This window comes from Helicobacter pylori (assembly GCA_008032935.1).
GTDB lineage: Bacteria > Campylobacterota > Campylobacteria > Campylobacterales > Helicobacteraceae > Helicobacter > Helicobacter pylori_CX.
In genome coordinates this window covers 1,612,058-1,624,321 of the sequence record CP032039.1, presented here as the reverse complement: position 1 = coordinate 1,624,321, position 12,264 = coordinate 1,612,058, and the positions used below count along the sequence as shown (strand labels likewise).

The window sequence follows — 12,264 nt, the reverse complement described above, 5'->3', positions numbered from 1 at the left end:
TAAGGATCATTCAATGACAAAAATTGCCATGGCTAATTTTAAATCCGCTATGCCTATTTTTAAAAGCCATGCGTATTTAAAAGAATTAGAAAAAACTTTAAAACCGCAGCATTTTGATAGGGTGTTTGTATTCCCTGATTTTTTGGGGTTATTGCCTAATGCGTTTTTGCATTTCACTTTAGGAGCGCAAAACGCTTACCCTAGAGATTGTGGGGCTTTTACCGGTGAAATCACTTCAAAGCATTTAGAAGAACTCAAAATCCACACGCTTTTAATAGGGCATAGCGAGAGGCGAACGCTTTTAAAAGAAAGCCCTAGCTTTTTGAAAGAAAAGTTTGATTTTTTTAAAGATAAGAATTTTAAAATTGTCTATTGTATTGGCGAAGATTTAACGACCAGAGAAAAGGGTTTAGTGGCTGTAAAGGAATTTTTAAGCGAGCAATTAGAAAATATCGATCTCAATTATTCCAATTTAATTGTGGCGTATGAGCCTATTTGGGCGATTGGCACCAAAAAAAGCGCTTCTTTAGAAGACATTTACCTCACGCATGGTTTTTTAAAGCAAATCTTAAATCAAAAAACGCCCTTGTTGTATGGGGGGAGCGTGAACACACAAAACGCTAAAGAAATTTTAGGAATTGATAGCGTGGATGGCTTGTTGATCGGGAGCGCGTCTTGGGAATTAGAAAATTTTAAAACAATCATTTCATTTTTATAAAGGAAAATCATGGGATTTTTAAAAGGTAAAAAAGGGCTTATTGTGGGGGTTGCGAATAATAAATCCATCGCTTATGGGATCGCTCAATCTTGCTTCAATCAAGGAGCTACTTTAGCTTTCACTTATTTGAATGAGAGCTTAGAAAAGCGCGTGAGGCCTATCGCGCAGGAATTGAATAGCCCCTATGTGTATGAATTGGATGTGAGCAAAGAAGAGCATTTCAAGGTGCTATACAATAGCGTTAAAAAGGATTTAGGCTCATTGGATTTTATCGTTCATAGCGTGGCCTTTGCCCCTAAAGAGGCTTTAGAAGGGAGCTTGTTAGAAACTTCTAAAAGCGCGTTTAACACCGCTATGGAAATTTCTGTTTATTCTTTAATAGAGCTGACAAACACTCTAAAACCTTTATTGAATAACGGGGCGTCTGTTTTGACTTTAAGCTATTTAGGCAGCACCAAATACATGGCGCATTACAACGTGATGGGGTTGGCTAAAGCGGCCCTAGAGAGTGCGGTGCGTTATTTAGCGGTGGATTTAGGCAAACACCATATAAGGGTGAATGCCCTATCGGCTGGGCCTATTAGGACGCTCGCTTCTAGCGGGATCGCTGATTTTAGAATGATTTTAAAATGGAATGAAATCAACGCCCCTTTAAGAAAAAATGTGAGTTTAGAAGAAGTGGGCAATGCCGGGATGTATTTGCTTTCTAGCTTGTCTAGTGGCGTGAGTGGGGAAGTGCATTTTGTGGATGCTGGCTATCATGTCATGGGCATGGGGGCTGTGGAAGAAAAAGATAATAAAGCTACGCTATTGTGGGATTTGCAGAACAATAAGGGGTATTGATGAAATTAAGCGAATTGTTGAGCGCCTATTCTATTGAAACGGAATTTTCAAACGATTTTGAAGTGCATGCTTTAGCGGAATTAGATAAGGCTACGCCTAATGATATTAGCTATATTGACCAAGCGCGTTACCTTAAACTTTTAAAAGATTCAAAAGCCGGGGCGGTGTTTATCCGTAAAAAAGAATCTTCTAAAGTGCCAAAACGCATGCAAGCTTTAATCGTGGATAACCCGCATTTAGCCTTTGCCAAAGCTTCGCATGCCTTTAAAATCCCTTTTTTTAAAAACCCACAAAGCGTTAGCGAGCCTAAACATTTTGAAAAAGTAACGATCATGCCTAATGTGATGATTGGAGAGAGCGTAGAAATTGGCGAAAACTCTTTGATTTATCCGGGCGTGGTGATCGCTGATGGGGTCAAAATCGGTAAAAATTGCGTTTTGTATCCTCGTGTCATTTTGTATCAAAACACGATTTTAGAAGACAATGTTACTATCCATGCAGGCAGCGTGATCGGAGGCGATGGCTTTGGTTATGCGCACACCGCTTTAGGAGAGCATGTCAAAATTGAGCATGTGGGGATTGTTAGGATTCAAAAAAATGTAGAAATTGGCGCTAACACGGCGATTGATAGGGCGGTGTTTGGCGAGACTTTGATTAAAGAGGGCGTTAAGATTGATAACTTGGTTCAAATCGGGCATAATTGCGTTTTAGGCGAGCACAGCATCGTCGTCTCTCAAGTGGGCTTGAGCGGTTCTACAACCACTGGCCGTAATGTGGTTTTTGGCGGGCAAGTGGGCATTGGGGGGCATTTGCATGTGGGTGAATTCACTCAAATTGGGGGTAAAAGCGCGGTGGGCAAAGACTTGCCCCCTAACACTAATTTTGCCGGAGCGATCCCTGCTATGGAAATCCATGAATGGCACCATTTCTTGGCTCATTTACGAACGAATTTCAGGAAACAGCAAAAAACGAGTTTGTTGCAAAAAGCTAAAGGGTTTTTTAAGTCTTAAAGAATGAAATAAGCTATAATAAGCCCATTTTGAACACGAATGATTATTTTAATAAGGACAATCAATGAAAGATAGTTTTCTTTTCACTTCCGAATCAGTAACCGAGGGGCATCCTGATAAAATGGCTGATCAAATCAGCGATGCGGTTTTAGATTACATTATTGAGCGCGATCAAAAAGCCAAAGTCGCATGCGAGACTTTAGTTTCTAATGGTTTTTGCATGATCACTGGCGAATTAAAAACTTCTGTTTATGCCCCGATGCAAGAGATTGCAAGAGAAGTGGTTAAAAAGATTGGCTATACAGACGCTCTTTATGGCTTTGATTACAGGAGCGCGGCGGTTTTGAATGGCGTTGGCGAGCAAAGCCCTGATATTAATCAAGGCGTGGATAGAGAAGATGGCGAGATTGGGGCAGGGGATCAAGGGCTTATGTTTGGTTATGCGTGTAAAGAGACTGAAACGCTCATGCCCTTACCCATTCATTTAGCGCACCAGCTCACTTTCGCTCTGGCTCAAAAAAGAAAAGACAACACTCTGCCTTTTTTAAGGCCTGATGGCAAGTCTCAAGTGAGCGTGCGTTATGAAAACAACAAGCCTGTAAGCATTGATACGATTGTTATTTCCACCCAACATTCCCCAGAAGTTTCGCAAAAGCATTTAAAAGAGGCCGTGATTGAAGAGATCGTGTATAAGGTTTTACCCAAAGAATATTTGCATGACAATATCAAGTTTTTTGTCAATCCTACAGGAAAATTCGTTATTGGTGGGCCGCAAGGCGATGCGGGCTTGACGGGTAGAAAAATCATTGTGGATACTTATGGGGGGAGTTGCCCGCATGGCGGGGGAGCGTTTAGCGGGAAAGACCCCAGTAAAGTGGATAGGAGCGCGGCTTATGCGGCCCGCTATGTGGCTAAAAATTTGGTAGCGAGTGGGGTTTGCGATAAAGCGACCGTGCAGCTTGCTTATGCGATTGGGGTGATAGAGCCCGTGTCTATTTATGTGAACACGCATAACACGAGCAAGTATTCAAGTGCGGAGTTGGAAAAATGCGTGAAATCGGTTTTCAAACTCACGCCAAAAGGCATTATTGAAAGCTTGGATTTATTAAGACCCATTTATTCGCTCACTTCAGCTTATGGGCATTTTGGGCGTGAATTAGAGGAATTCACTTGGGAAAAAACCAACAAAGCTGAGGAGATTAAAGCGTTCTTTAAGCGTTGAAAAAATATTTTAAGGGTAATATTTTAGAAAATTTTTGTATAATCAACAATTCACAAGGAGTTTAAATTGAAACAAAGAACGCTGTCTATTATTAAACCGGATGCACTTAAGAAAAAAGTGGTAGGCAAAATCATTGATCGCTTTGAGAGTAACGGCTTGGAAGTGGTTGCTATGAAACGCTTGCATTTGAGCGTTAAAGACGCTGAAAACTTTTATGCGATCCACAGAGAGAGACCCTTTTTTAAAGATTTAATAGAATTTATGGTCAGTGGTCCGGTGGTGGTTATGGTTTTAGAGGGCAAGGATGCCGTGGCTAAAAACAGAGATCTTATGGGAGCGACTGATCCCAAACTCGCTCAAAAAGGCACTATCAGAGCGGATTTTGCTGAAAGCATTGACGCTAATGCGGTGCATGGGAGCGATAGCTTGGAAAACGCGCACAATGAAATCGCTTTCTTTTTTGCCACTAGAGATCTTTAAGGTTTAAGGGCGTTTTTAAGTAAGCATGCAATTTGAAATGCGTAAAATCGCTTTTAATGCGCCTAGAGCGTTTTCTTTAGAGCATGAGGGAGTGGTTTTAGAGGGCGAAGTTGTGCGGGTGGGGGCGAAATTGTTTCGTTTGGAAGCGCGCCTTAAGGGTGAATTGATGCTTATTTGTGATACAAGCGGTAAAGAGTTTAAAAAAAGCCTTGATGAGTCGTTGGTTTTGCATATTTCAGACGGGTTGTGGGATACGCAAAGCCAAAGTTTGGATTTTGATAATTTAGATGTTATTGAATCTTTCAATGGTTTTATTGATTTGAGCGAAATTTTACGCTCTGAAGTGGAGTCTATTAAATTAGACTACCATTATGCAGATTGAAATGAAGGAGAATTTATGGCAGTACCTGATAGAAGAGTGAGTAAGACAAGAGCGGCAAAAAGGCGCACGCATTATAGCGTTAAATTGGCCAAGCCCATAAAAGCTAAAGATGGCACTTGGAAGCTTCCCCACCATATTAACAAATTTACTAAAGAATACTAATATAAAAGCTATCTTTAGTGATAGAAAGTATTTTAAAGGATTGCAACGGATTGCAACAAGCCTTTTAAGGACGCATGATGAAAATTGTAATAGACTTAATGGGGGCTGACCATGGGGTTTTACCCATTATTGAGGGAGTCTCAAGGGCTTTAGAGAATAAGAGTTTTAGTGCGGTTTTAGTGGGGGATAAAGACAAAGCGACCCCTTTTATTTCTAAAGAGTTAGCCAGCAAAGTGGAAATGATCCACACGCAAGATTATATTAAAATGGAAGAAGCCGCCACTGAGGCGATTAAGCGTAAGGAATCTTCCATTTACTTGGGCATGGATATTCTAAAAAATGGGGCTGACGCTTTGATTTCAGCGGGGCATAGCGGAGCGACTATGGGCTTAGCGACCTTGCGTTTAGGGCGTATCAAGGGGGTTGAAAGGCCTGCTATTTGCACTTTAATGCCTAGCGTTGGCAAACGCCCTAGCGTGCTGTTAGACGCAGGAGCGAACACCGATTGCAAGCCTGAATATTTGATTGATTTTGCTCTTATGGGGTATGAATACGCTAAAAGCGTGCTGCATTATGATAGCCCTAAGGTGGGTCTTTTGAGTAATGGCGAAGAAGATATTAAAGGGAACATGCTCGTTAAAGAAACGCATAAAATGCTGAAAGCTTATGACTTCTTTTATGGCAATGTGGAGGGGAGCGATATTTTCAAAGGGGTTGTGGATGTGGTGGTTTGCGATGGCTTTATGGGGAATGTGGTCTTAAAGACAACAGAAGGGGTCGCTAGTGCAATAGGTTCTATTTTTAAAGATGAAATTAAAAGCTCTTTTAAATCTAAAATGGGGGCTTTGATGCTTAAGAATGCGTTTGGTATTTTAAAACAAAAAACCGATTACGCTGAATATGGGGGAGCACCGCTTTTGGGCGTGAATAAAAGCGTGATCATCAGCCATGGCAAGAGCAACGCTAGAGCGGTTGAATGCGCGATTTATCAGGCTATTAGCGCTGTTGAAAGTCAGGTTTGTTTGAGGATTACTCAAGCGTTTGAGAGCTTGAAGCCTAGCGTTTCTGCGCATCAAAGTGATCAGCAAGACGCTTAAAGATGACTATTTTAAGGGGATTGAATGGAATTTTACGCCTCTCTTAAATCCATTGCGATGCATGTTCCAAGTGAGCGTGTGAAAAATGCAGAGTTTCAGCAATTTTTGGATACCAGCGATGAATGGATAGAAAAAAGGACTGGTATCAAAGAGCGCCGTTTCGCTAGCAATGAAGAAAAAAGCAGCGATTTAGGGGTAATAGCGGCTAAACAGGCCATAGAGAGAGCGCATTTAACCCCACAAGACATTGATTTGGTGGTTGTAGCGACCTTAAGCCCTGATTTTTTGGCCATGCCTTCAACCGCTTGCGTGTTGAGCACGAAATTAGGCATTGAAAACAAACCGGCGTTTGATATTTCAGCCGCTTGCACGGGTTTTATTTATTTATTATCGGTGGCTAAGGCTTATGTTGAGAGCGGGATGTGCGAAAATGTGCTGATTGTGGGGGCAGAAAAAACGAGTAGCGTGTTAGATTTTAAAGATAGGGGGACTTGTATTTTATTTGGCGATGGGGCTGGGGCGTGCGTGATAGGCAGGACCAAGCGTTTAAAAGAAAGCATTTTAGATGTGCAGATTTCAGCGAATGGGAATTTTTCTGATTATCTTTATACGCCAAGGACTCTAAAACCCACGCCCTTTAACGCTAAAGAAGAAGCTTTAGAGCCTTTTTTGTGCATGAAGGGCAATGAAGTGTTTAAGCTAGCGGTGAAAACGCTTTTAAAAGATGTGGAAATGATCTTAGAAAAAAACGCTCTCAAACCTGAAGACGTGCGTTTGTTTATCCCGCATCAAGCTAATTTTAGGATCATTCAAGCGGTGCGGGAGCATTTGGATTTTAAAGATGAGCAAGTGGTTTTAACCGTGCATAAGTACGGCAACACTTCAGCAGCCAGTATCCCTATGGCTATGGGTGAAGCTTATGAAGAGGGGCGTTTGAAAAAGGGCGATTTAATGCTTTTAGACGCTTTTGGTGGGGGATTGACTTGGGGTTCAGCGTTGGTGTATTTTGGCGGATAAAAAGGATTGAAGGAGTATTGATGAAAAAGATGGTTTTTTTATTTTTAGTGGTGTTGGGGGGGTTAAAGTCGCAAAGCAGTTATTGCAGCGATTTTTGCGAAGGCACGCCAGAGAGTCGTATTCCTCCTATGGGGTTTCATTTCAGTTTTGTGCATTCAGTGAAATATTATTTGCAAGACCCGCAAGAGCGCGATCACAAGCTTAAAAAATGCCATCAAGCCTTTGATTCGACGCTTAAGGTTAATTTTATTACGAAGTCTTTTAAAAAGGATTGCAAGCATGCGCAAATGGCTTTAGAGCAAGCCCAACAAAAGGCTCCATGAGAGGTTTTGGTCGCTTTGTGGCAAAACTCTTTTTAAATTTTATCCCACTAGCACGGAAAACTCTGTCCTTTAGGGTGCAGATGTAAGCACATAGCCGTTAGGCTAAAAGAGATTAAAATACCACTAGTCTTTTTAAGGTAGGAAATATCCATTCAGACTTTAAAGAACAAAGCCTTTCGTGTTAGCATTTAATGGAATGTTTTAGTTAGGAAGCTCCTTTCTTTAGAAAGGGGTGCTCTCACGAAGTGATCTAGCTAGAAAGCCTCTTGTTTGAGGAAAGGGCGGTTTTATTGGGAAAACTTGTGGTAATATTCGCCCTTGTCCGTGATGATTTTAACTTCTAACAATTGATTAGGCTTGCAATCCAGGCGGTAAAATATCTGTTGCGAATACTTTAACTCATGATCAAAGAGTTTTTCTTTTTTAAACTTATCGCCCAATTTGGGTTCTACTTTTTTAGTCGCTTCGCATGAATTTCCCCTATTGACAATAAGGTTTTTAATCACCACCGGTTCATCGTTCATAGAAGTGATGCTTAAAAGACTAGAGTCCGTCATTTTCCCCATGAGTTTCCCCCCAGTCGCACGATAATCCAGTTTGAAATCCAAATCCTTTGCCCCCACACAAACACCGCCTATCATTAGCAAGCTCAAACACATTTTTTTAAACATCAAAATCCTTTCACTTATAATATTGTGGGGCATTATAATCAAATTTGATATACCCTTTTTTAATCGTTGGGTTATTACACTCTTTTCTTTATCCATTCAAATAAGCATAGAAAATTCTTTTTTGTTTCTTCGCTCACCGCATCGTCTTTTTCGCCATACAAAAGCCTTGTTTTGAACGCCATGGCCAATTCCATTTGCTTATTTTTAGCGTATTTTTTTCTATCGTTTGCGCTGAAACAATCTTCAATTTGTTTGAAACACCTGTCGCAGTCTGAGAGTTGTAAGATGGTGATGGGATTACCCAAATACTTATTAGCCCTTTTAAATTGTTCGCTTTTTGCTCTTTGTGGGTCAGAGCCATCTTTTCTGTCATCATCTGTCAAAACAATAGGGTGATTGTCTAACTCGCAAAGTTTTTGAATGGTTTCTTTCATCTTGTTTGGATTATTTTTAAGCCCTGAAATGGGTAAGAAAGTGAAAGGAATGGGGTTATCTTTGAATTGTGGATTATGCTTATTGAAATACAATTTGAAAGCGCTCAAATAGCAATAATCGGTGATGCCTTCTACAAAGATGATTCGGTGTTTTTGGGGGTTGTGAAAAACATGCTGACCCACCCCTAAAGAGCGTTTGATTTTATCTAGGGCGTCGGAGTTTCTGCCCGCATCGTCTAGGGGATAGTTAAAGTGATTCTTAATCGCAGAGCCTTCTGTTTCTTTTTCTACAATCCTTATTTCATCTAAATGATCCGTATCCACTAAAAAGGGGTCATGGGTGGCTAAAACAAAGGTAACATGATTTTTATGAGCGTATTCTTTTAAAAATCTCCTGAATTCCTTTCTGGCTGGCACGTTCAAATGAGTGGCTGGCTCGTCCATGACATAGATAATATTCTTGTTAAGGCTAAAATGTGATCCCCAATTATAGAGAAAACCAAACATGAAATTAAACGCCCATTGGAAGCCGGTGCTTTGCTGGCTTAAGATAATTGGCTCATTTTGATTATCAGATTTTCTGCAATCATGAATTTCAAGTTTTATTTCATATGCCGTGTATTCCTTCCCTTCAGAAAGCTTATTATTGTGTCGGACATGAATTTTTAATTGGTAACTATTTTGAGGGCTATCTTCAGCGATCGCTAAAAGCCTGTTAAATTCTTTTGTAATCAAAGAATCTATTTTTAATTGCATGTTGTATTCCAAGATTTCTGCAAGATTTTCTAATATTTCTGTAAAATTTACCTTAAATAAAAGAGAGCTTTTATTGTTAAAAAATTCAAATTGACATATATTGTTATTGCATTCGCCTTTTGCTTCAATGTTAAAAGGAAATTCTGATTGTCTGATCTCTTTTAGTGATTTTTGATTGATTTCTTGCAAGTATTTTTTAGGGATATTGAACGATCCATGACTATCAAAATAGATTTCTAAATCTTTATCAAACTTTATTTTTGATCTTTTATTGAACTCTAAAGGAATCCAAATTTTATTAGGATCAAAGTTTGTTTTATTAAATAACGAAAGCTGAAAAAACCAGTGCCCAGATAATTGGCTAGCAAGACCAGTCTCTTTGGTTGATATGGCTTCAAGGTCGTTATCTGTGATTTTTGGCTCTTTGTATTCTTTCATGGTTGGCACGAGTTTGTAAGACTTATAAGATAAACCACCGCTTAAAGGGAATTGAACTTTATTTTTTAAGTTTTGAAACGCTGTATAAGGGTTACACTCTCGGCAATATTCTGCGAACTCAAAATAGTTTTTGCTTTGTTTGACTTTTTCCTTGTTTGCTTCAAATTTATCTTTGATTTCACCAATATTTTTAGGGAACAAATGAACGCCACTCTTTTCATCTAAAGTTTTTATGTCTTCCCACAGAAATTTTCTTGCTGATTCAAGAAAATCACTGTATCTGTATTGTTCGATTTCTGAATTGACTAATAAATCTATCTGTTTCAAATAAAGCTGACACATCATGGATTTCATATCTTTAGACTCGTCGCTAACAACATGGCTTGCTATATAATTTTTGCATATTTGTTGGATATTATCCAGAAAGACATCATAATCAAACTCTAGCGTTTTTTGATTTTTGCAGTCATTTTCAATTTCTTTTATCCATGATTCTTTTTTTCGCTCAAAATCCTCTCTTGTTTTTTTAAGGTATTTTAAAGAATTTTTAATTTTCTTTTTAAGGCTGATTATATTTGATCGAAATGTTCTAAATTGCTGTTTAAAATTTTCATTGATAGGGTATTTTTCGTCTATCTCTTTAATAATATCTTTCACTTTAGTTTTTGGTGCAAATTTTGTATTAAAGTCAGTAGTTTTAAAAATTTCATCTAAAGCTTCTGGCTTTTTTAAGATATATTCCACATCTTTTGGTTTGATTTCTTTTTCACTAAGTTTTTTAAAACGAGAATAAATTTTTGATAACTGATTTTGCTTGTGCTTCCCTATGACAAAAAAATCATCTGAATTGCATTCTTTATTAGGCGTATTGTGTTTTATGATTTCTTTGATGCACTGACAAAAAGTTTTAATCCATTCGCTATTGCCGCTTAAATGTTTGATTAATTCTTTGTAAAAATGTAAAAATGGTTTTAACTGGTTGTAAGAGTCGATAAGATTTGTAAAATTACTCACAAAAGTGCAAATATTTGAATAGTCGTTATTGTTAGAGGGAATAAAAACAATGTTACTGCATTGTTCCCTTAAAGCTTCTACATGTTTTTCAAAAGGATAGACGATTAGCGTTTTTGATAGTTCCTTTAAACCCTCGCCAATCTCTTTAGTTTGGATCTTCAAAGTTTGGATCTTCAAATCCACGCAAGAAAAATCTATGGTTTTATGATTAAGGCTTGTTTCTTCTTCCAGGCTTAAAGTGGCTTCTTTAGATTCATCGTCTTTGGAGTAATCGTTCTCATTGCAGAGTTTGATGCCTGTATCATTAAACGCCTTCAAGGCTTCTAAAATATTGCTCTTACCCACATTGTTTTCCCCCACCAAGATCACCAACCCCCCATGTTTTTCATCAAAACTTGAGTTTAAAAGCAATTCTGTAGGCGATTTTCTGCCCAAATTCCTAAAATGGTGCAATTTCAAAACACGAAACACGCTTATAAAATTCCATGCCCTATCCTTTAAAAACCTAAATTTAATTTATAATGCAAAATTAAACAAAACATGCTATAAAGAAAATTCAAATACTATCATTTTAAGGATTAAAATGCTCACCCAAGAAGATGTCTTAAACGCGTTAAAAACGATCATCTACCCTAATTTTGAAAAGGATATTGTCAGCTTTGGTTTTGTTAAAAACATCACCTTGCATGACGATCAATTAGGGCTTTTAATAGAAATCCCCTCAAGCTCTGAAGAAACGAGCGCGATTTTAAGGGAAAATATCTCCAAAGCGATGCAAGAAAAGGGCGTGAAAGCTTTGAATTTGGATATTAAAACCCCGCCAAAGCCCCAAGCCCCAAAGCCCACCACTAAAAATCTGGCTAAAAACATTAAACATGTAGTGATGATAAGCTCTGGGAAGGGCGGTGTGGGTAAAAGCACCACCAGCGTGAATTTAAGCATCGCTTTAGCGAATTTAAACCAAAAAGTGGGGTTACTAGACGCTGATGTGTATGGCCCTAATATCCCTAGAATGATGGGCTTGCAAAACGCTGATGTGATCATGGATCCTAGCGGTAAAAAACTCATTCCTTTAAAAGCTTTTGGCGTTTCTGTGATGAGCATGGGGCTTTTGTATGATGAGGGGCAGAGTCTCATTTGGCGAGGGCCCATGCTCATGCGAGCGATTGAGCAGATGTTAAGCGATATTATTTGGGGGGATTTAGATGTTTTGGTGGTGGATATGCCCCCAGGAACAGGCGATGCACAGCTCACGCTAGCCCAAGCTGTGCCATTGAGTGCAGGAATCACCGTTACTACGCCTCAAATAGTGAGTTTAGATGACGCTAAACGGAGTTTGGACATGTTTAAGAAACTACACATTCCTATTGCGGGCATTGTAGAAAATATGGGGAGTTTTGTGTGCGAGCATTGCAAGAAAGAGAGCGAGATTTTTGGCTCAAATTCCATGAGTGGATTATTAGAGGCTTATAACACGCAGATTTTAGCCAAGCTCCCTTTAGAGCCTAAAGTGCGTTTAGGGGGGGATAGGGGCGAGCCGATTGTGATTTCTCACCCTGATAGCGTGAGCGCTAAGATTTTTGAAAAAATGGCACAAGATTTAAGCGTTTTTTTAGAGAGAGTGGAAAAGGAAAAACTAGCCGATAATAAGGACATTCAGCCCACACAAACGCATGCTTGCTCGCATTAATTTTGAA

The 12,264-nt window shown here is 39.1% G+C and carries 13 protein-coding genes; 11 read left to right on the top strand and 2 right to left on the bottom strand.

Translation table 11 applies throughout. The features are described 5' to 3' along the window. The first annotated feature begins 13 nt into the window (after nucleotides 1-13). The 10 genes from D2C78_08005 to D2C78_07960 all read left to right on the top strand — a co-directional run bounded on the left by D2C78_08005 (nucleotide 14) and on the right by D2C78_07960 (nucleotide 7,254). Nucleotides 14-718 (top strand): triose-phosphate isomerase, encoded by a 705-nt coding sequence (locus D2C78_08005; GenBank protein QEF35778.1) that lies wholly within the window; start codon nucleotides 14-16, stop codon nucleotides 716-718. A 9-nt stretch (nucleotides 719-727) separates the two neighbouring features. Further along, entirely contained in the window at nucleotides 728-1,561 is an 834-nt protein-coding gene (gene fabI, locus D2C78_08000) for an enoyl-[acyl-carrier-protein] reductase FabI (GenBank protein QEF35777.1), read from the top strand. Next, nucleotides 1,561-2,571 (top strand): UDP-3-O-(3-hydroxymyristoyl)glucosamine N-acyltransferase, encoded by a 1,011-nt coding sequence (gene lpxD / locus D2C78_07995; protein QEF35776.1) that lies wholly within the window; start codon nucleotides 1,561-1,563, stop codon nucleotides 2,569-2,571. Before fabI ends, lpxD begins: the two co-directional genes overlap by 1 nt. 64 nt (nucleotides 2,572-2,635) lie before the next feature. Then, the gene (locus tag D2C78_07990) at nucleotides 2,636-3,793 is read left to right on the top strand and encodes an S-adenosylmethionine synthase (protein ID QEF35775.1); all 1,158 of its coding nucleotides are present in this window, start codon (nucleotides 2,636-2,638) and stop codon (nucleotides 3,791-3,793) included. A 66-nt stretch (nucleotides 3,794-3,859) separates the two neighbouring features. Beyond that, entirely contained in the window at nucleotides 3,860-4,273 is a 414-nt protein-coding gene (locus D2C78_07985) for a nucleoside-diphosphate kinase (protein ID QEF35774.1), read from the top strand. Nucleotides 4,274-4,298: 25 nt separating this feature from the next. Then, entirely contained in the window at nucleotides 4,299-4,655 is a 357-nt protein-coding gene (locus D2C78_07980; GenBank protein ID QEF35773.1) for a hypothetical protein, read from the top strand. A 15-nt stretch (nucleotides 4,656-4,670) separates the two neighbouring features. Next, a complete protein-coding gene (gene rpmF, locus D2C78_07975) occupies nucleotides 4,671-4,817 on the top strand; it encodes a 50S ribosomal protein L32 (GenBank protein QEF35772.1) in 147 nt (48 codons plus the stop codon). Nucleotides 4,818-4,891: 74 nt separating this feature from the next. Continuing rightward, nucleotides 4,892-5,914, top strand: a complete 1,023-nt coding sequence (gene plsX, locus D2C78_07970; protein ID QEF35771.1) for a phosphate acyltransferase PlsX — start codon at nucleotides 4,892-4,894, stop codon at nucleotides 5,912-5,914. A gap of 24 nt (nucleotides 5,915-5,938) precedes the next feature. Further along, a complete protein-coding gene (locus D2C78_07965; protein QEF35770.1) occupies nucleotides 5,939-6,931 on the top strand; it encodes a ketoacyl-ACP synthase III in 993 nt (330 codons plus the stop codon). A gap of 20 nt (nucleotides 6,932-6,951) precedes the next feature. Then, complete coding sequence (locus tag D2C78_07960) at nucleotides 6,952-7,254, top strand: hypothetical protein (GenBank protein ID QEF35769.1); 303 nt, start codon at nucleotides 6,952-6,954, stop codon at nucleotides 7,252-7,254. Between the two features lie 287 nt (nucleotides 7,255-7,541). Here D2C78_07960 and D2C78_07955 read toward each other — a convergent pair whose 3' ends face one another. Next, complete coding sequence (locus D2C78_07955; GenBank protein ID QEF35768.1) at nucleotides 7,542-7,925, bottom strand: hypothetical protein; 384 nt, start codon at nucleotides 7,923-7,925, stop codon at nucleotides 7,542-7,544. 74 nt (nucleotides 7,926-7,999) lie between these two features. After that, complete coding sequence (locus tag D2C78_07950) at nucleotides 8,000-11,002, bottom strand: ATP-binding protein (GenBank protein ID QEF35846.1); 3,003 nt, start codon at nucleotides 11,000-11,002, stop codon at nucleotides 8,000-8,002. Here D2C78_07950 and D2C78_07945 point away from each other — a divergent pair. Beyond that, the gene (locus tag D2C78_07945; GenBank protein ID QEF35845.1) at nucleotides 10,995-12,257 is read left to right on the top strand and encodes an MRP family ATP-binding protein; all 1,263 of its coding nucleotides are present in this window, start codon (nucleotides 10,995-10,997) and stop codon (nucleotides 12,255-12,257) included. The genes D2C78_07950 and D2C78_07945 overlap by 8 nt on opposite strands. Nucleotides 12,258-12,264 lie beyond the last annotated feature (7 nt).